Genomic DNA, 19,868 nt, shown 5'->3' with positions numbered 1-19,868 from the left:
GGTGCGGTGAGCTGCTGGGGGGTAGGGGCGTTGCAGCCGCCGCGCAGCAACTGGGCGCGCTCCTCTGCGGTGAAGGCGACGCCGTTGGCGTTGGTGTAGTACCAATCCTCGGGCGTTTCGCTGGCGCGCTCAAGGTAGTTCGCGCCGCGGATGCCCAGCTTGCGCATGACGCTGGACGCGCCGCGCAGCAGGCCCTTCGGGGCCCAGGACAGCTTGGCATTGGAGAACGGCGTTTGGTAGATGCGGTAACCGCCGAAGAACTCGTCGGCGCCTTCGCCGGAGAGCACCGCCTTGACCTGCGTTGCGGCGATCTGGTCGACGAAGTACAGCGCCACGGCGGAAGGGTCGGCGGACGGCTCGTCCATGTGCCACTGCACGCGGGGCAGGCTTTCCCAGTACTCGTCCTCGCCGATGTACTTGTTGGTGTTGGCGATGTGCAGCTCGTCGGCAAGCTCGTGGGCCCACGAGATCTCGTCGCGCATCATGCCGCCGGCGCCCTCGGCGTTGTTAGCGGCGGCGTTCTTGTAGCAATCAAAGCCGACGGTGAACGTTTTGATGTCGGGGTTTTCCTTGGCCAGGCACGCGGCCATGTAGCTGGAGTCGATGCCCGAGGACAGGAAGCTGCCGACCTCGACGTCGGCCACGTTGTGATAGCGCACGCTGTCGCGCACGGCCTCGTCGATGGCCTCGACGGTATCCTGGCGGCTGCGCTGCGCATCGAAGCGGTACTCGGGGCGCCAATAGCGGCGCTCGGTGATGGAGCCGTCGGCATGCACGGTCATGCAGTGCGCGGGAGCCAGCTTGAAGATGCCCTTGAAGAACGTTTCGGGAAGGGCGCTGAACTGGAAGCACAGGTACTGCTCGAGCGCTTCATGGTTGAGCTCGCGCGTGTAGTCCGGATGCTCGAGGATGCACTTGATCTCGGATGCGAAGATGAAGCGGCCGTTTTGCTGCGTGTAGTAAAACGGCTTGATGCCGAAGAAGTCGCGGGCGCAGAACAGCTCGCGTGCATCGCGGTCCCAGATGGCGAACGCGAACATGCCGCGCAGGCGGTCGAGCACGCCTTCGCCCCATGCCAGATAGCCCGTGAGCAGGACCTCGGTGTCGGAGTTGGTTTGGAACTGCCAGCCTTGCGCCTCAAGCTCGGCGCGCAGATCGCGGTAGTTGTAGATCTCGCCGTTGAACACGATGGCGTAGCGCCCCTTGGCGGCCGCCTGCTCGGGCGTGCCGCACGGGGTGCCGTCAAGGTGCAGCGCCGGCGAGGTGATGACGGCGGCGTGCTCGCCCGTGGAGCGCACCATGGGCTGGTTGCCGTTGGCAAGGTCGATGAGCGAAAGGCGGCGATGGCCCAGGGCGATGCCGCTTTCGGCGTCGATGTACTGGCCTTCGCCGTCGGGCCCGCGATGGGCCATGACGTCGCACATGGCTTTCAGGGTGGGCAGGCTTGCATCATCAGCCTGCGTGAATCCGCAGATACCGCACATGGTGAGGCATCCCTCCAATCATATATAAAGGTAAGGTTCATCATAACGAATGGGGCGGACGGTGGCACGCCTCCCGCGAAAAGCGCAGATTTTCCAACGCCGCCCCGGCAAGCGCGCCGGCGGGTGCCGGGGTGCGTGCTACACTGCGGGAAAGGGGCCCGCTCGAGCCGATGGGTCGAGGAGCCCGCGGTCGAAACAGCCTTCTCGCGCCTGCTTGAGCGGGTCGGGCTGCGCCTGGGGCGTGGCGGATGATCGCATGTATGCCTGCGGGGCGACGACAGCTCGCCTGCAAAGGCGCTGAAACGACGAAAGGGAAAGGGGCATGCTATGAAGGTGCATGTTGAATTGGATGGCGGCCTGTTGGCGGATAGGTTCGGGAAGTACGCGCCCGAGCAGGACCGGCTGGAGGGCTTTCCCGTGCGTTCGTTCCCCATTGAGATAAACGACGTGCCGCAGGGGACGCAGACGCTCGCCCTGGCATTCATCGACTACGACGCCATTCCCGTAGGCGGCTTCTGCTGGATCCACTGGACCGCCTGCAACCTGCCGGCAACCACGACGCTCATTCCCGAGGACGCCAGCCGCACGGGGGCGGTCGACATGGTGCAGGGCCGTAACAGCAATTGGTCGCCCATGGCTCACGGCAGCGACAACCCGCAGGTGCATTCCCGTTACTGCGGCCCGCAGCCTCCCGATGCCACGCACAGCTACACGTTGAACGTGTACGCGCTCGATTGCGAGCTTGACTTGCCGGAGGGCTTCTATCTCAACGAGCTGCGCCGCGTAATGGACGGCCACGTGATCGATCAGGCGTCCGTTGAGCTGCCGAGCCGCGCGTAGCGGTATAAGGCTCCTTTGATTCGCTTCGTTAGGAAGATTCTTACAGTAATGAAACGGATTCTGTGGTTTGGCGCTGTACGGAGTAGCGCCGCAGGTGGGGTATTTTACAATGACGGGTACGCAATAGGGCGCCTGTCGTCTTGACGCTTGGGCGCGGGCGGTCTGCCGTGGGGTTGGCCGCCCGCCCTTGTTTTCGCGATGGCGCCGCAAGGTTATGGATCCGCGCTCGGTAGCGCCGGCTATGGAAGAGGTACCGCCCGTTATGAAAAACGTTCTGCACGTGCTCGGCCGCGATCTGCTGCGCCTTTTGAAGGCGCCGGCCGCCTTGGTGGTGGTCGTGGTGCTCATCGTGCTGCCGTCGACGTACACGTGGTTCAACGTCATCGGCTTTTGGAATCCCTACGACAACACGGGGAACATGCGCGTATGCGTGGTGAACCAGGATGCCGGATCTGAGAACGACTTGATGGGCCAGATGAACCTGGGCAACCAGATTGTGGACACGCTGCATGAGAACACCCAGTTGAAATGGGAGTTCACCGATTACGATGACGCGATGCGCAAGGTGGAGTCGGGCGAGGTGTATGCGGCGTTCGTCATCCCCGAGGACTTCACCGCCAACCTGTTCACCATCGTGACGGGCGATTTTCAGCAGCCTAACCTGCAGTATTACGTCAACGAGAAGATGAACCCCGTGTCGCCGAAGGTGACCGATGCGGGCTCGTCCACCCTTGACGAGACCATCAACAGCCAGTTCGTCTCCACGGTCAGCTCGGTGGTGGCGGATACGCTCAACGACAAGGTTGCCGAGGCCGAGCAAAACCTCAGCACTGCGCAGAATAATTCGGCGGCGCAGCTTTCGCGCGCCGTTGATTCCATTTCCAATGCGCGCACGACCGTAAGCGGGCTGGCGGCATCCACCGAGGAGGCCCGCCAGAAGGCGCAGTCGGCGAAGGGCCAGCTTGAGCAGGCGCGCGCCGATGCGCGGACCGTGCAGGACCAGCTGCAGCAGGTCAGAGACCTTTCCCTGACGCTGCAAAGCAGCTTGGGCACGTTCACGTCGGTGGCCATGCCCGGCATGTCGAACACGAATCTGATGCTGTCGCAGGTTGCCTCGCAGGCGGCCGGGGCGGTCACCGATGCTTCCAACGCCATATCGGGTGCGCAAGGCACCGTGGACGCCGCGGCGGATCGCGCCCAGGGCGTGCTGGACATGAACACTGCCGTCATCGAGCAGCTGCAGATCGTGTACGACCAGATGCCCGACTCCGATCCGAACAAGGAGCAGCTGCGGTTCGCCATCGACTCCCTGACCGCTCGCAACGCCGAGCTGCAGCGCGATTTGAACGACCTGAAGACGCTCAGCAATGACGTGGACGCCAGCGCTTCCAGCGTCGCCGCCGCTGCGAGCACCATCAACGCCGCCGCCCAAAACGCCATCACCGCTTCCAGCTCGTATCAGCAGCAGCTGTTCGGCAGCGCTTTGCCGCAGGTGAGCAACGGCATTTCCCAAGTCGGCATCGCCGCTGCGAACTTGAAGGGCGCCATCTCGAACCAAGGCTACCTGATCGACGAGACCTCGAGCGTGATCGACCAGCTCTCGGGGACGCTGCACGTGGCAAGCGACGCCATGGCGCAGACCGACGTCTTGCTGTCAAGCCTTGAGGGGACCATGCGCCAGGCGCGCAACGACGTGTCCCTGCTGGGAACGTCCTCGGCGATATCGGAGCTGACCGACAACGGGCGCATCGACCCCGAGAAGATAGCGGAGTTCATGCAGGCCCCCACGCAGGTGACCACCGAGAAGCTGTACCCGCTCAACGCCTACGGCTCCGCCATGGCCCCGCTGTTCATCAGCTTGAGCCTGTGGATCGGCACGTTGATGCTGTGCGTCATCTTGAAGCTGGAGGTCGACAAGGAGGGCGTGCCCGGTCTGACGGTGATGCAGGGCTATATCGGCCGTTGGCTGTTCTTCGCCCTGATGGTGACCCTGCAAGCTGTGGTGTGCGTGGCGGGCTGCCTGTTCATCGGCGTGCAGGCGGCGTCGGTGCCGGCGTTTTTCGCGACGGCCATCCTGCTGTCGCTTTCGTACCTGTGCATCACGTACACGCTGTCGTCGTCGTTCCAGCATATCGGCATCGGCCTGTGCATCATCATGGTGTTCGTGCAGATCCCGGGCGGTACGGGCTTGTATCCGGTCGAGATGACCGACGCCTTCTTTCGCACGGTGTATCCCATGTTCCCGTTCACGTACGGCATCAACGCGCTGCGCGAGACCATCGGCGGCTTCTACGGCACGCAGTGGCTGGGCTATTGCGGGGTGCTGCTGCTCATCGCGCTATCCATGGCGCTGGTGGGTTTGTTCGTGCGCCCGCATCTGACCAACCTCAACCGCCTGGTGGCGAAGGAGATCAAGCAAAGCGACCTGCTCAACGTCGAGGAGGCCTTGGCGCCCGAGCGCCGTTACCGCATCGGGCAGCTTATCCGGGCGCTATCCGACCATGACGAGTTCCACAATGCGCTGCGGCAGCAGGCGGATGCCTTCCTGAGGCATTATCCCCGCATGAAACGCGGCGCGCTTATCCTGGGCATCGCCGTGCCGGTGGCGATCACGCTGGTGTTCGCCGTCACCACCACCGAGAAGGTGGTCATCCTGACGGCGTGGCTGACCTGGTTGGTCGTCCTCATCGCCTTCTTGCTGGGCTTGGAAATGGTGCGCGACAACATCCAGCGTCAGGCGTCCATCGACAACATGAGCGACGACGAGCTGCGCGGGCATTTGGCCGATCGGGGCAAGAAGGTGGTCAAGGAGCTGGTTCCCGCCGCCATGTCCACGGCGCGCGTGTCGGTGCCCGTCGACCGCACCGCACGCGCAGCGGGCGTGTCCGTTCCCTTGCCGCCTGTGGGCGTGGCTGCCGATGACTTGGCAGACCCGTCAGCTCCGGCGTTCGGGTCCGATGGCCCCGGGCAGGGCGCTGCTCGCAAGCCGAAGGATGCTCCGGGCAAGGGCGCATCGCTTATGGACCTGGCTGTCAAGGGCGAACCGGCGTACTTCGACGGGCCGTTTTTGACCGATGACGAGGTTCATGGCGAAAAGGACAAGAGCGATGAGGAGCTGCTTGAAGCGGAGGTTCCCTCCCTTGAACTGAGCGCCGACGACCTTGAGGCGCTTGCGCAGCGCAAAGCCGAGCGCGGCAAGCACGGCAAGAAGCATAAGAAGCATAAGAAAAAGGGCGATTCGAAGAAGGGGGGCGGCCATGCGTAACGTGTTCAAGCTGTTCTCCTACGATATCAAGCACCTGTTCGGCAACGTGATAACCGTGGTCATCGTTTTGGGCCTGGTGTTTTTGCCGTCTATCTTCACGTGGTACAACGTCATCGCGTGCTGGAACGTGTTCGACAACACGGGCAACTTGAAGGTTGCCGTGGCCAACTCCGATGAGGGGTACCAAAGCGACCTGCTGCCGACGAAGATCAACGTGGGCGACAGCGTGGAGTCGGCGCTGCGCGCCAACGATCAGCTTGACTGGGTGTTCACCGACGAGGAGGACGCCATCGACGGCGCGCGCTCGGGCAAGTACTATGCGGCCGTGGTCATCCCGCAAAGCTTCAGCTCCGACATGATGAGCTTCTACTCCGACGATGCCGAGCACGCCGAGCTTATCTACTACGAGAACGAGAAGAAGAACGCCGTGGCGCCGCGCGTGACCGATCAGGCGTCCAGCAAGGTTGCCGCCCAGGTCAACACCACGTTCGCCGAGACCATCTCCGATGTGGCGCTGGGGCTGATCGATTCGCTGGGAACGGTGGCCGACGACTCCGATGCGGCGGGGCGGGTGGCCAAGCTCTCGGGCACCATCTCCTCGTCCGCCGACCAGATGCGCACCGCCGCCGACGTGCTCGAGTCGTATGCGAACCTGGCGGGAACGGCGCAGGCGCTGGTGGGAAGCTCCACCCAGCTTTTGGGCAACGCCCAAAGCGCGGTGAAGGACGCGCAGCAGCAGGCCTCGGGGGCGAAAAGCGGTGCCGAGACCATCGGCGATGCGCTGACGACCTCGGTGTCGTCCTTGTCCGACGCGCTGGCCCAAAGCTCCGATGGCTTCGATCAGGTTCCCGCGGCCATTGACAAGGTGTACGCGCAGGTGGACGCCGATAAGGCGAACGCCGCGCAAAGCCTTCGCGACCAGGCGGCAGACGTGGATGCCCAGATAGGGCGCTACCAGCAGCTCATCGAGGTGCTCGAATCCATAAAGCCGCAGCTCGACGAGCAGTATCGCCCGGCGGTCGATGCGGTGGTGTCGCAGCTGAACACGTCCATATCCTCGCTTGAGAAGCTGCGCGACAGCTTGACCTCGGCGGCGGATAAGATAGCCTCTGGAAACGATCCGGAGTCCACGTCCCGCGCCGATATCCAGGCGAAGCTCGACGAGGCGAAGGCGAACGCCGACAAGCTGAAGAACGACTACGAGAACAACTTGAAGCCGGGCCTTGAGAGCTTGGCGAGTTCGGTGGCGCAGGCGGCGCAATCGCTTTCGGCGCGCGCTTCGCAGCTTTCCGGCGTGGGCGACGACCTGAACGGCGCCGCATCCTCGGTGTCGTCCGACCTTGCGGGCGCGCAGAGCGCCATCCGTGCCATGTCCGATGAGCTGCATGGGTCCGCCGACAAGATGTCGGCGTTGTCTCAGCGCGTCAACGAGGCGTTGGCCAGCGGAAACGTTGAGCAGTTGAAGCAGATCATCGGCTCGGACCCCGAGGCCCTCGCCAAGGCGGTGTCCGCGCCCGTGGGGGTGGAACGCATCGCCGTGTTCCCGGTGGAGGACTTCGGTTCGGCCATGGCGCCGTTGTACACCACGTTGGCGCTGTGGGTGGGGTCGTTGCTGATCATGGTGCTGCTCAACCCGGTCCCCTCCGAACGCGCCAAGCGCGAGGCGGGGCTGGTCGAGCCCAAGTCTTGGCAGCTGTTCTTCGGGCGCTACGGTGCGCCGTTTATCTTGGCGTTCATGCAATCGACGGTGGTATGCCTGGGCAACATGCTGTTCGTGGGCGTTCAGGTTGCCAACCCGTTGCTGTATCTGCTGTGCTTCTGGGTGGCGGGCTTCGTGTTCAGCTTCATCATCTACACGCTGGTGTCGCTGTTCGCCAACCTTGGCAAGGCGCTGGCCGTGCTGTTGCTCATCATCTACGTGACCGGCGGCGGGGGCAGCTTCCCCTTGCAGCTGCTTCCCGGCTTCTTCCAGGCGGTCAGCCCGTTTTTGCCGGCGACGCACGTCATCAACGCCATGCGCGCGGCGAGCATGGGCGTGTACCAGAACGATTTCTGGGTGCAGATCGGCATAACGCTCGCCTTCATCGTGCCGTTCGTGATCATGGGCATCCTGCGGCCGGTGTTGTCGCGGTTGACGTATTGGTTCGTGGAGCAGGTGGAGAAATCGAAGGTGGTCGCTTAGGCGACGGCCGTCGGCATGGCTTGGCTTTTCGGGGCGCGGTCCGGTTTCGGGCTGCGCCCTTTTCGCGTTTGCGCGCATTTGCCCCCGTTCGACGGCTTGCCTGGTCGCGCGGAGGAGATCCGATTGCGGGTCAGCGGCCTGTCGCGTGCTGCATGGAGTATAATTTAGAGCAGGTTCAACACGGTACGTTACCTGCTTGAACGACGGCAACGTAACGGTTGGGTCAGAAGGCAAGGCGCCAAGGGGCAGGCCTTGCGCATCCGGCGGCAAGCCGCTGGTTCCAAGCCCGCGCGGCGGGGTGCCGCTGGGCGCTTTTGAGGGAAGGAGCCCGTTATGATGTTCCGTCATGTCATGGTCCCCTATGATGGGTCCGATCACGCGAAGAACGCTCTGAACTACGCCAAGGACCTGGTTGCCGGCGACGCCGACGCCAAGCTGTCCGTGGTACATGCCGTTCCGTCCAGCTATATGGGCGTGGATCGCATGGGTACCGACGGCGCGCTCGACGGCGTGCCCTACGGCATGTTGGATTACGAGGAGTATCAAGGCGTGGTCAAGCGCGTGCTGGACGAAGCGCAGAAGCGTGTTGCCGAGGACTTGGGCGATGCCCTGGCCGATCTGGGCGACCGCGCCCAGGTGGAGGCCGTTGCCGGCGCTTCTCCCGCCGATGCGCTCTCGCGTTACGCCGAGGAGCATGATTGCGACCTCATCGTCATGGGTCGCCGCGGCCTGGGCGCCATTCGCGGCATGCTGGGCAGCGTCAGCTTCGGCGTGCTGCGCGCCACCGATGTGCCGGTGCTCACGGTGAAGTAGCCTTCGCCTGCCGGTTTTGGCTGATCGGCCGCCTGCAACGCTTGCCGTTGCAGGCGGCTATTTGCGCTTGGGAGGGGATGCAGGACGGGGCCGAGGGCGCGTCCTTGAACCCGGAGGCGCTTCGGATGCCGGGTTCGGCGCTGCGGCGATGGGGCGTTGCGGCTGCGTATCGGCCCGCAAAGCGCGCGGGCGTTGCCGTTGCGTTAAGCCGCTTGCGGTCCCAGCGCCCAGCGCACCAGCATCTTGCCGGCGACGACGCCCAACACGCATACGGCCAAGCTGCCGAACGCATAGGCGCCGCCTATGGCGTATTCGCCGCGTTCGAGCAGCCCGAGTGTTTCAAGCGAGAAGGTGCTGAACGTGGTGAAGCCGCCGCACAGGCCGGTTTTCAGGAACAGCACGGCGTTTGCGGGCAGCATGCCGGGACGGATGCTGGCCGCTTCCACCACGGCGCCGATGACCACGGCTCCCGTGAAGTTGATGACGAAGGTGATGAGCGGGAATTGCCCTTGATAGGGGAGCAGCCCAAGCAGATAGCGCGCAACGGCTCCGCAAAAACCGCCTGCTCCAACGCATAACGCCGCGATCATGGCACGTCCTTTCCGATGCATGTTCTTCGGGTTCGTATTGTAGTGCAACCTGCCGGCGCGCGCGTTGGTTGCTAGACTGGACGGGAACGAAAGGAGCAGACCATGGCGGATGAGATGATGGATAGGGGCTTGGCGTCGGCGCAGGCCGATACACCGGAGCGAAGCATCGGGGAGGCGGATGTGCAAGCGGCGCATCAGATGGCGGCGTTCGTGCAGGAGTGCCCGAGCATGTTCCATACGGTGGCGGCCATACGGCGGCGCTTGGACGAGGCGGGCTTCGCCTATCTGCCTGAAAGCAAGCCGTGGAAGGTGCAGCGCGGCGGGCGGTATTACACCGTGCGCAACAACTCGAGCATCATCGCGTTCAAGGTGGGCGCGCGGCTTGACGCGTACCGTTTCCAGCTTACGGCGTCGCATTCCGATTCCCCGACGTACAAGGTCAAGGCGGCCCCCGAGCTTTCCGGGCCGTCGGGCTATATGCGTTTGAACGTGGAGGCATACGGCGGCGTGATGGACCACACCTGGTTCGACAGGCCCCTGTCCGTTGCCGGTCGCGTGCTGGTGCGTTCGGGCGGTCGTGTGGAAAGCCGCCTGATCGCGCCCGATGCCGATCTGCTGATCATCCCTCGCGTGCCCATCCATCTTGATCGCGAGGCGAATTCCCGTTTTTCCCCGAACCGTGCCGTCGATCTGTGCCCGGTCATGTCGGCAGGGGCGCTTCAGCCCGGGTCCTTCGATCGGCTGGTTGCCCAGGAGGCGGGCGTCGCGCCCGAGCAGGTGCTTGCGCGCGACCTGTTCCTGGTGAACCGCCAGCAGCCTTCCGTGTGGGGCTGGGGCAACGAGTTCATAAGCGCCCCGCGCCTGGATGACCTTGGGTGCGCCTACATCTCGCTTGCTGCGTTCCTGGCCGCGGGCAACGACGACGTCGTCTCGGTGTTCTGCTGCTTCGATAACGAGGAGGTGGGCTCGAATACCAAGCAAGGCGCCATGTCGACGTTTTTGCGCGACTGCCTCGAGCGCGTGAACGCGGGACTTGAGTTCACTCCCGAACAGCTGCGGTGCGCGCTGGCGAAGAGCATGCTGGTCAGCTGCGACAACGCCCATGCCTTCCATCCGAACCATCCCGAGCTTTTCGACGAGGGCAACCGCGTCATGCTCAACCGCGGCCTTGCGGTGAAGGAGGCGGCGAACCAGAAGTACTGTACCGACGCGTTCAGCCGCGCCGTGTTCTGTGCGATATGCCAGGATGCGGGCGTGCCCCTGCAACGCTTCGCCAACAGAAGCGACATGCCGGGCGGCTCGACGCTGGGGAATCTGTCGAATATGCAGGTGAGCATGCATGCCGTTGATGTGGGCCTGCCCCAGCTGGCCATGCATTCAAGCTATGAGACGGCCGGCGTCGCCGATATTGCCTTGGGAACGGCTGCATTGGAGGCGTTCTATAACGCCGACGTGCGCATCGAGGACGCTGATTTCGCGGAGCTGCGCGCATAAGGGGGCCGGGGGGTTCTGGCTGCACGGTCATCTTCGTTGGCATGTCGGTTATGAGGTGACGGTTGCGTTAATGGACATAATGCTGCAATATGGGGTGTTGCGCGTGAACGGAACCGGTTCGCGCGCAATCATGCGATTCATAAAACGATAGGAGCATTTTGCAGCAGCCAACCGTCGGCGCCAGCGCGCCTTGCGTCCATATCATCACCGATTCAGCCTCTGACCTGGTACAAGGCGAGTTTGATGGCGTAAGCGCCGTCGTGCCGCTTTCCATCGCGTTCGGCGATAAGGAGTATCTGGACGGTGTGGACCTGTCGCATGACCGGTTTTACGAGAAGCTGGTGGAGTCCGATGAGCTTCCGCGTACCAGCCAGGTGTCGCCGTTCGCGTTCTCGCAGGTGATCGAGGGCGTGCTCGGCGCGCCCGACGCCGGCGGCTCGGACGAGGCGGTGGTTATCACGCTGTCCGCGAAGCTGTCGGGCACGCACGAAAGCGCGCTTGCCGCGGCGCAGGCGTGGGGAGGCCGCGTGCACGTGGTGGATTCCACGAATGTGACCATCGGGCAGAAGGCCTTGGTGGCATATGCGGCGCGCCTGGCGAAGCGGGGCATGTCGGCAACTCAGATCGTCTCCGAGCTTGACGATGTGAAGGGCCGCATCCGCTTGGTCGCGCTGCTCGACACGCTGGAGTATCTGCAAAAGGGCGGCCGCATCTCCAAGACGGCGGCCTTCGCCGGCGGCATGCTGTCCATCAAGCCCGTGGTCGCCATCCAGGACGGCGCCGTTGCAGTGCTCGGCAAGGCGCGCGGCTCGAAGAAGGGCAACAACCTGCTTATCCAGCAGGTGAAGGAGGCCGGCGGCATAGACTTCGACATGCCGTTCTTCCTGGGCTATACCGGCTTGGGCGACGATCTGGTGCGCAAGTACATCGAGGACAGCCGCGAGCTGTGGGAGGGCCACGTGGAAAGCGTGGGCTATTCCACCGTGGGAGGCACCATCGGCACGCATGTGGGGCCGGGTGCCGTGGCGCTGGCGTTTTTCGCCAAGCAGTAGCGCAAAACCGGTAAGCGTTTCGCCCCGGCATCGTAACCGTGCGGTTACGATGCCGGGGCTTTTTTATCCGCGGCCGAGCATGGGACGCAATCGGCGATGGACGGGGCTCTTTTGGGAGCGCTTTGATAGCATATGCCTCCATACGCGTATGACCTGCAGTTTTAGCGGCTTTGCCCGCGATAATCCGTATGTTGTGCGAGGGGGTTGCAATGAGTCCGAGCATCGAGCAGCTTGATCGTTTCGTTAGATCGGCGCGTGCGGGTTCCTACAGCGCCGCTGCGCAGGAGCTGTACGTTTCCCCGCAAACCGTCTCAAAATCCGTCCATGATATGGAGCATAAGCTCAACATCTTGCTATTCGAGCCTACGGGGCGCCGCCTGCGTCCGACCGCGCGCGGCGCGCAGGTGCTTCATCGCGCTTCCGAGGTGCTCGAGGGGATGGACGATATCCGGCGCATTTGCGGCGACGGCGGCCTGTCGGGCGCGGCGGGGGCCTCCCGGCTACGCGTCGCGGTGGCCAGCTCCCCATTGCGCGGCAGCGTGCTGTCCGAGCGCGATTTCCGCGGTTTCCGGCGTCGCTGCCTGCACATCGCGCTGGATGCGTCGTTTCTCTCCAGCGGCTCGTGCTTGTCGGAGTTGGAGTCCGGCGCCGTGGATGCGGCGGTGGTGCCAGGGCGTCCGGGGGCCGAAGGGTTTGTGTGGGAGCGCGTGGGCGCGGTCGAGCTTCGGTTACTGGTGTCGCGCGGGCACGCGCTTGCTTCGCGCAAGGCCGTTGCGCTCGCCGACTTGGAAGAAGCCTTGCTTGCCGAGCCATACGACACCCGCTGCCTTAAGGCGACGGTGCTCGAGCTTCTCTCCCGGCAAGGCGTGCACCCGCGCTTGACATCGCTGGAGATGTCGGTGGCGCGGCATCATGGCTTTCTCCATGAAGAAGGAGGAGCGGTGCTCGTGGTGTGCGATGGCCGCCATCCCGAGCAGTTCCCCGATGTGGAGGCGGTGCCGTTCGTGCAGGGGGAGGGCATGGAGCTGCCTGTGAACCTGGTGTGGCGGCAGGATGCGCCCGCTGCGAGGATGAGCGCATTGGCGGGATGCCTGCGCGGTTTGAAATGACGGCCTGGGGCTATCGTGCGCCGATCGAGCGCGATAGCCCCAGGCTTTTTGCGTTTTCGGGGGGCGGGCTGCCGCGGCGCGGATGTGCGATGTCGCCGTGCTGCTCAAATAAGCCAGCTCCCCTCCTTATCGGCTATCGCGTCGGTAAACGGTCGAGATGGTCTCTTTTCCGGGTAAACAAGGCGGTTTAACGAGCAAATTACACTATCTGGGTGATGGAATACCCCCGTTGTTTTCGATATGGTTGCCGTTAGAAAGCAAGGGATAAACGCTTAAGGAAAAGGGAGGGCCTGTGAATACGAAGACGAAGCGCCGCATGATGGCGGTAACCGGCATCATCGTCATCGTGCTGGTCGTGATCTTGGCCGTCGTCGGCGGCTCCGGCGCCGCGAAGTCGGCCACGGTCGCCGACGCCGTTGCGGGGAAGTATGCGGACCAGAAGATCCAAGTGACGGGCAACGTGGTGGAGAACTCCTACGCCACCAACGACAACGTGCTGACGTTCGCCATCTACGACAAGGATGGCAACCCCGCAGAGCAGCTGAACGTGCGCTACGAGGGCGGCGTGTCCGCCACGTTCGGCAACGATGTGACCGCCATCTGCACGGGCAAGATCGCCGAAGACGGCGTGCTGCATGCCACCGAGCTGGTGACGAAGTGTCCCTCGAAGTACGAGAACGCCTCGAGCGCGTTGAGCGTCTCTCGCCTGCTCGAGTATGGCGACGAGGTCGTCGACAAGCCGGTGAAGGTCTCGGGCGCCGTGCAAGCGGGTTCCCTGAAGGCAGCGGGCGAGGGCGATCGTCTCGTGCTGGCAGACCTCGACTCCGGCAAGACGCTTCCCATCGCGTTCGACGGTGCGCTGTCCGACGAGATTGCGGAGGGCAGCTCGCTCGTGGTCACCGGCAGCTTGTCGGCCGATGGCAAATTCGTTGCCACCGATGTGGCGCTTGAGGGCTAGGAAGAGGTTTCGCACATGTCGACTATCGGCCTTATGGGCCTGCTGGTGGCGTTCGCCGGCGTGGCCGTTTCGGTGCTGTGCCTGTTGGCGGGCGCGATTTTGGGACGCAAGAAGAAAAGCTCGCTTGGCGAGACCCTGACGTGGGGCGGGCATATCGCCTCCATCCTGACCACGGTGGCGCTTACCGTATGCTGCGGCATCCTGGTGTACTGCTTCTTCGCGGGCGATTACTCCATCGAATATGTGCTTAAGCAGCACAGCAACGCCGAGGGCGCGCTCGGCTGGCTGTTCAAGCTGTCCGGCCTGTGGGCCGGCCGTGAGGGCTCGCTGCTGTTCTGGGCATGGCTTATCAGCGTGTTCAACTCCGTGGTGGCCGTTCGCGACCTCAAAAGCCCGCGCAAGCTGGACTCCATGGCGCTTATGGTGTCGCAGCTGGTGCTGGCGGCGTTCGTGGGCGTGCTGCTGTTCGGCGAGAGCAACATGCCGTTCACGGTCACGCCGCAGAAGTACTACAACGCCGACGGCTCGCTGACAAACGCTGCAAGCATGCTGGGCATGAACTCCTTGTTGGAGCATTGGGCGATGGCCATCCATCCGCCCACCTTGTTCGTGGGTTACGCCGGCCTGACCATCCCGTTCGCCTATGCCATCGCGGCGCTCATCGTGAACGACCCGTCCAGGGAATGGGTGGTGCGCAGCCAGCGCTATGCCCTGCTCTCCTGGCTGTTCTTAGGAATCGGCATCGGCCTTGGCGCCGTGTGGGCCTACGTGGTGCTCGGCTGGGGCGGCTATTGGGGCTGGGACGCCGTGGAAAACGCCAGCCTGCTGTCGTGGCTGGTGGGCGTGGCGCTCATCCACAGCTTCACCGTGTACCGCCAGCGCGGTGCGTTCAAGCGTTGGAGCGTCATGTGCGCCTGCATCACGTTCGCGTTCGTCATCGTGGGCACGTTCATCTCCCGTTCGGGCCTGGTGCAGTCCGTGCACGCCTTCGAGGGCGACCCGGTGTCGCTCGTGCTGTTCGGCGCCCTGATTGTCGTGGCGTTGCTGGCCGGCATCGTGGGCCTGGTCGTTCGCTGGAAGAGCTTCGGCCCGGCCGCCGACGGCTCCGACGAGGTGGAGAACCTGCTGTCCAAGGAAGGCGCGTACTACTTCAACAACGTCATCATGGTGGTGTTCGCCACGCTGCTGGCGTACCTGACCGTGTCCTCGGCGCTGCCTGAGTTCCTGCCGTTCGGCGGCCAGACCGTCTCCTCGGGCACGTTCAACGCCATCGCCCGCCCGTTGGGCGTGGTGTACCTGGCCATTCTTGCGGTGTGCCCGCTGCTGGCCTGGGGCAAGACGCTGCGCTCGAAGTTCCTGAAGCAGGCGCGCATCCCCGCCATCTGCGCGCTGGTCCTGTTCGCGGTGCTTGCGGTGTATTGGGCAACGTATCTGGTGCCCAGCTACAACGACATCATCGCCGCGGGCGGCACCGCCGCCGAGGAGCTGGCAAGCGATGGTCCTGCTTGGTACTACAACGGCCTTGCGCTCGTGGGCTTCTTCGTGGCAAGCGTGCTGCTGTTCAACTCGCTGTTCATGTTGGGTCGCATCGTGCGCTCGTACAAGGAGTCGCATAGCTGCGGCGCCGTGGCGGCCTTCGGCGGCTGCCTGCGCAATCGTCCTGCAAGCTTCGGCGGCTTCCTGTCGCACGCGGCCATGGCCGTGATCCTGGTCGGTCTGATCGGGTCGTCGATGTACGTGACGGAGAAGGTTGCCTACATCGGCTACGACGAGGCATCCGATACCGCTTCCGAAACCTTCCAGATCAAGGATTACACGCTTGAGTACGTGTCCAATTCCGTGACCGAGGTGAACAACGGCGACGTCATCATGTACGCCGTGAACTACGACGCCTACAAGGACGGTGCCTTCATCGGCCAGGTCAGCCCGAGCGTGCAGCTGGCGCAGAAGACCCAGCAGCAGAAGCTGGTCGCCAGCGTCATCTCGCTGCCCACCGAGGACCTGTTCGTGGTGTACCGCGGCGTGAACAACGACGGCGCGTTCTCAATGGACGTGCGGGTCAATCCGCTTATCTCGCTGGTGTGGGCGGGCTTCGGGTTGCTCATGATCGGCGTGTGCGTGGCCACCGTGGGCCGCAGGCGCGCCAGTCGCAAACTCACCGACGCGCAGCGCGTCGCGGCAGACGCGGCCGATGCGGCATCCGGTGAATCGGCGGAGAGTGCGGCGTAGGCGCCCGAAGCCGGCGCCAGCGCTCACGCGGCGGTCGTGATTTGCGGTAGACTGACGGGCAGATGCTCGCACGCATCCAAGATGCAGGGGAAGGAGGGCCGATGGGGCAAACGGCTGCCATCAGCACAAAGAAGCTGTCGAAGGTGTTCGGCACGCGCAAGGCGGTGGACAAGGTGTCCATCGAGGTTCCGCAAGGGGCGTTCCTCTCCATATTCGGCCCCAACGGCGCCGGCAAGACCACGCTTTTGCGCATGCTGTCCACGCTGACGCGCCCGACCGACGGCTCGGCGAAGCTTATGGGCATCGACCTGCGGGAAGAGCCTGAAGCGGCCCGCGGGCGCATCGGGCTGATCTCGCATAACGCCATGCTCTACCCCGATCTTACCGCCGAGCAGAACCTTCTTCTGTATGCGAAGCTCTACGGCCTGGCCGATCCGCAGACGCGCGTGATGGAGCTGCTCGAGGCCGTCGAGCTGAAGCACCGCCGCCTTGACGTGGTGCGCACGTTCTCGCGCGGCATGACGCAGCGCCTTACCATCGCGCGCGCCCTGATGAACGACCCTGACGTGGTGTTTCTCGACGAGCCGTATTCCGGCCTGGACCCGCATGCCGTGGACATCTTCGATCAGCTGATCGAGAAGCAGCGCGCGGGTCGCACGTTCGTCATGGTGAGCCACGACCTGCGCAAGGGCTTCGACATGTGCACGCACGCGCTGGTGCTGGCGCGCGGGCGCGTGGTGACGTTCGGGGCGAAGGACCAGCTTGATTTCGACGAGTTCTCCGAGCTGTACCGTTCAACGGTGGGAATGGGGGTGTCATAAATGGCGCGCAAACCAAGCACAGGCGCCGATCGGACGCGCGCCGGCCAGGTGGCGCTGAGCGCGCCCAGCACGTTCGCCCAGTACAAAACCCTGCTGGCGAAAGACCTGCAGCAGGAGTTCCGCACCAAGGAGATGCTCACATCCATGGGCGTCTACGCGCTGCTCGTGCTCATCGTGTACGGCGCGGCGCTCGGGCAGACGGCGCAGGCGACCGACGTGCTGCAGCTGTCCGGCGGGCTTCTGTGGGCGCTCATCGTGTTCACATCGCTGTTGGGCTTGAACCGCTCGTTCAACCACGAGAAGGAGCAGGGCTGCATGGAGGGCATCTTGCTCGTGCCCATGGACCGCAGCGTGATCTTCCTGGCGAAGGCCACCTCGAACCTGCTGTTCTTGCTGGTGGTCGAGGTGATCGCCGTGCCGCTGTTCTGGTTCTTCTTCCTGACCACCGCCCAGCCCGGTCCCGATTTCATGCTCATGACGGTGCCGCTTGCGGTGGGCACCATAGGCATGGCGGGCATCGGCACGCTGCTGTCCACCATCACCGTGAACACGCGCGGCAAGGACGTCATGCTCGCCGTGCTGTTCGTGCCGCTGATCTTCCCGCTGCTCTACGCATGCGCGTCGGCCACCACCGCCGTGGTGGTGGGCGCCGAGGGGTGCCTCGACGTGTTCACGCAATCGATGGCCCTTGCCGGCGGCTACGACGTCATCATGCTGCTGGTCAGCTGGGTTCTGTACGATTTCGTTATCTCCGCATAGCTTTCAACCTGCGATCTTCATAAGGAAAGGAAACCAATGACGAACAAACCGGTGAAGCTGCCCGAGGCGGGGCAGTGGCCCGACAAGATGGCGCCGTGGGCGCTGCTGGCGGGCATCGTGCTCTCCACGCTGGGCTTTCTCATGGCGTTTCTGTACGCCGGGCCCGTCAACGGAGCCGCCGTCGACGGCGTCGAGTTGATCGGCGGGCAGATGGTGGCCAACAAGCTGCTGCTGTCCCAGAAGATCTTCTACTTCCATATGCCGGTGGCGCTGGTGTCGTTTTGCGCGTTGGCATTCGCGTGCTATTACTCCGTGCGCTTCCTGGCCACCAAAAACCAGCGCTTCGACACGTGCGCGAAGGTGTGCATGGAGATCTCGCTCGTGTTCGTCATCTGCACCATGATCACGGGCGACCTGTGGGAACGTTTCGAGTGGGGCGTGTGGTGGACGTGGGAGCCGCGCCTGACCACCTACTTGATCCTCATGCTCATCGTCATCGCGTACTTCGTGCTGCGCAACGCCATCGACGAGCCGGAGCGTCGCGGCGTGTACGCCGCCGTCATCGGCATCATCGCCATGGTGGACGTTCCCATCTGCTTCATGGTCACGCGCCTTATCCCCTCGGGCGTGCACCCCGTGGTGCTGCGCGAGGGCGGCATGTCCGGCGACATGGGCATGACCGTGGCCGTGTGCTTGGCGGGCCTTATGCTCGTCGGGTTCGCGCTGTACCGTTTCCGCTTCCGCCAGGTCCGCCTGCAGGAGCGCCTGCAGGCCCTCAAAGACGAGGTTGAGGTTTTGGAGGAGCAGCGCTAGGCGAAAGCTGCGCGAGCCCCGCTTCCCGTTAGCAAACGTTCGCGCCTTGCAGGGCGCTTGATCGAAGGAGCATCCCATGAATCCCGTTCTTGCCGATATCTACAGCACCGTCATCCCGTCCATGCCGTTCATCATCGCAGCCTATGCGCTCATGTGGTCCGTGCTGCTCATCTACGTGTTCGTGTGCGTGAGCGGCCTGAAGAAGACCGAGAAGCAGATCGCCGTGCTTGAAGAGGCTGTGGCGGAACTGAAGGCCGAATAGCCCGCGTGCTACAATTGCCGAAGCGAATCGACGAAGCGCCGCGTCTCGCGGCGCTTCGCGTCTATTCCCCCGAAGAAAGGTAAACCTTATATGAAGGCTATCATCCCCGCCGCCGGCCTCGGCTCGCGCTTCCTGCCGGCCACGAAGGCCCAGCCCAAGGAAATGCTTCTCGTCGTGGACCGTCCCGTCATCCAGTACATCGTGGAAGAGGGCTTGGCATCGGCCGCCGACGAGGTGGTTATCGTGAACAGCCGTGAGAAGAAGTCCATCGAGGAGCACTTCTCGCCGAACCCCGAGCTGGTGTCCATGCTGCGCGAGCGCGGCAAGGACAAGTACGCCGACGCCGTGGAGCATGCCGGCAACCTCAACGTCAGCTACGTGTACCAGGACGAGCCGCTGGGCCTGGGCCATGCCGTGTACTGCGCCGCCGAGAAGACGGGCGACGAGCCGTTCTACGTGCTGCTGGGCGACGTCCTGGTCCCCGACAACAACATGCTGCCCGCCATGCAGAAGGTCTCCGACGAGCACAACGGCGCTTCGGTCATCGCCGTCATGCCCGTGCCCGACGACCAAGTGAACCGCTTCGGCGTCATCGCCGGCTCCGTCATCTCCGACGATGTGTGGAAGATCGACAGCCTGGTGGAGAAGCCCGCGCTTGAGGATGCGCCCTCCAACCTGGCCGTGTTCGGCCGCTACCTGTTGTCCGCTCGCGTGATGGAGCTTCTGGCCGAGGCCAAGCCCACCGTCGGCGGCGAGATCCAGCTGACCGACGCGCTGGACGCGGTGCTCAAGGAAGAGGAGATGTACGCGCTCGTCATCGATCCGCAGGACGGTTTCGACACCGGCACCGTGGAAAGCTGGCTGGAGACGAACAACATCCTGTTCGAGCGCAAATACGGCAAGAAGGCCTAAGGCCTTCGGCGAAAACCTGCGACGGTTCGGCCGCCCGGTGATGCACCGGGCGGCCTTTTCGTTGGGAGGGGGTCGCTTGCGGCGAGATCGGGGATGTCGTGGGCTTATAGGAGGCTTATAGGGCGAACGGCGCATGCTGCACAAGGTGGAAGCCGCGTTTCGGGATGCGGGCGTAGCGGACTTGCGCGGCGAAAGGAGCGAGCCCATCGCGTGAACACACCTCCGTCCCCTCATATGCCCATCGAGATGTCAAGAGACAATAGTCGGCCTTCCCTGAGTAGCTTG

At 63.8% G+C, this 19,868-nt stretch carries 16 protein-coding genes; 14 read left to right on the top strand and 2 right to left on the bottom strand.

All coding sequences use genetic code 11. The features are described from left to right. Positions 1-1,484: asparagine synthase (glutamine-hydrolyzing) (gene asnB / locus Q0H50_RS03250; protein WP_294419333.1), on the bottom strand; the 1,484-nt coding region annotated here is incomplete at its 3' end. A gap of 327 nt (positions 1,485-1,811) precedes the next feature. Here asnB and Q0H50_RS03245 point away from each other — a divergent pair. From Q0H50_RS03245 to Q0H50_RS03230, 4 genes are all read left to right on the top strand, one after another. Then, positions 1,812-2,324, top strand: coding sequence for a YbhB/YbcL family Raf kinase inhibitor-like protein (locus Q0H50_RS03245; RefSeq protein WP_294419331.1), 513 nt, complete (start codon positions 1,812-1,814; stop codon positions 2,322-2,324). Between the two features lie 262 nt (positions 2,325-2,586). Continuing rightward, entirely contained in the window at positions 2,587-5,589 is a 3,003-nt protein-coding gene (locus tag Q0H50_RS03240) for a YhgE/Pip domain-containing protein (RefSeq protein WP_294419329.1), read from the top strand. Next, positions 5,582-7,771, top strand: coding sequence for a YhgE/Pip domain-containing protein (locus tag Q0H50_RS03235; RefSeq protein ID WP_294419327.1), 2,190 nt, complete (start codon positions 5,582-5,584; stop codon positions 7,769-7,771). The genes Q0H50_RS03240 and Q0H50_RS03235 overlap by 8 nt, the downstream gene beginning before the upstream one ends. Before the next feature lie 333 nt (positions 7,772-8,104). Next, positions 8,105-8,584, top strand: coding sequence for a universal stress protein (locus Q0H50_RS03230; RefSeq protein ID WP_118350270.1), 480 nt, complete (start codon positions 8,105-8,107; stop codon positions 8,582-8,584). A 203-nt stretch (positions 8,585-8,787) separates the two neighbouring features. On the opposite strand, the gene crcB is transcribed toward Q0H50_RS03230, so the two are convergent. After that, on the bottom strand, positions 8,788-9,174 hold the full coding sequence (gene crcB / locus Q0H50_RS03225; RefSeq protein WP_294419322.1) for a fluoride efflux transporter CrcB: 387 nt from the start codon (positions 9,172-9,174) through the stop codon (positions 8,788-8,790). 102 nt (positions 9,175-9,276) lie between these two features. Here crcB and Q0H50_RS03220 point away from each other — a divergent pair, with 102 nt between their 5' ends. The 10 genes from Q0H50_RS03220 (at position 9,277) to Q0H50_RS03175 (ending at position 19,583) form a co-directional block, all read left to right on the top strand. Then, on the top strand, positions 9,277-10,668 hold the full coding sequence (locus tag Q0H50_RS03220) for a M18 family aminopeptidase (protein ID WP_294419318.1): 1,392 nt from the start codon (positions 9,277-9,279) through the stop codon (positions 10,666-10,668). A gap of 158 nt (positions 10,669-10,826) precedes the next feature. After that, entirely contained in the window at positions 10,827-11,720 is an 894-nt protein-coding gene (locus Q0H50_RS03215; RefSeq protein WP_294419317.1) for a DegV family protein, read from the top strand. Positions 11,721-11,929: 209 nt separating this feature from the next. Next, positions 11,930-12,829, top strand: coding sequence for a LysR family transcriptional regulator (locus Q0H50_RS03210; protein WP_294419315.1), 900 nt, complete (start codon positions 11,930-11,932; stop codon positions 12,827-12,829). A gap of 292 nt (positions 12,830-13,121) precedes the next feature. After that, positions 13,122-13,787 carry a cytochrome c maturation protein CcmE gene (locus tag Q0H50_RS03205; protein ID WP_294419313.1) on the top strand — a complete coding sequence of 222 codons (666 nt, stop codon included), beginning with the start codon at positions 13,122-13,124 and terminating at the stop codon, positions 13,785-13,787. 15 nt (positions 13,788-13,802) lie between these two features. After that, positions 13,803-16,016, top strand: a complete 2,214-nt coding sequence (gene ccsA / locus Q0H50_RS03200; RefSeq protein ID WP_294419311.1) for a cytochrome c biogenesis protein CcsA — start codon at positions 13,803-13,805, stop codon at positions 16,014-16,016. A 101-nt stretch (positions 16,017-16,117) separates the two neighbouring features. After that, positions 16,118-16,837, top strand: coding sequence for an ABC transporter ATP-binding protein (locus tag Q0H50_RS03195; protein WP_294419307.1), 720 nt, complete (start codon positions 16,118-16,120; stop codon positions 16,835-16,837). After that, positions 16,838-17,596 (top strand): heme exporter protein CcmB, encoded by a 759-nt coding sequence (locus tag Q0H50_RS03190; protein WP_294419305.1) that lies wholly within the window; start codon positions 16,838-16,840, stop codon positions 17,594-17,596. 36 nt (positions 17,597-17,632) lie between these two features. Continuing rightward, on the top strand, positions 17,633-18,409 hold the full coding sequence (locus Q0H50_RS03185; RefSeq protein ID WP_294419303.1) for a cytochrome c biogenesis protein: 777 nt from the start codon (positions 17,633-17,635) through the stop codon (positions 18,407-18,409). A 76-nt stretch (positions 18,410-18,485) separates the two neighbouring features. Then, on the top strand, positions 18,486-18,671 hold the full coding sequence (locus Q0H50_RS03180) for a hypothetical protein (RefSeq protein ID WP_294419301.1): 186 nt from the start codon (positions 18,486-18,488) through the stop codon (positions 18,669-18,671). Positions 18,672-18,761: 90 nt separating this feature from the next. Further along, positions 18,762-19,583, top strand: a complete 822-nt coding sequence (locus tag Q0H50_RS03175; RefSeq protein WP_294419299.1) for a UTP--glucose-1-phosphate uridylyltransferase — start codon at positions 18,762-18,764, stop codon at positions 19,581-19,583. Positions 19,584-19,868: the final 285 nt, after the last annotated feature.

This window comes from uncultured Senegalimassilia sp. (assembly GCF_934632265.1).
Taxonomy (GTDB): Bacteria; Actinomycetota; Coriobacteriia; order Coriobacteriales; family Eggerthellaceae; genus Senegalimassilia.
The sequence above is the reverse complement of the archived record's forward strand: the minus strand, read 5'-3'. Positions and strand labels throughout refer to the sequence as shown.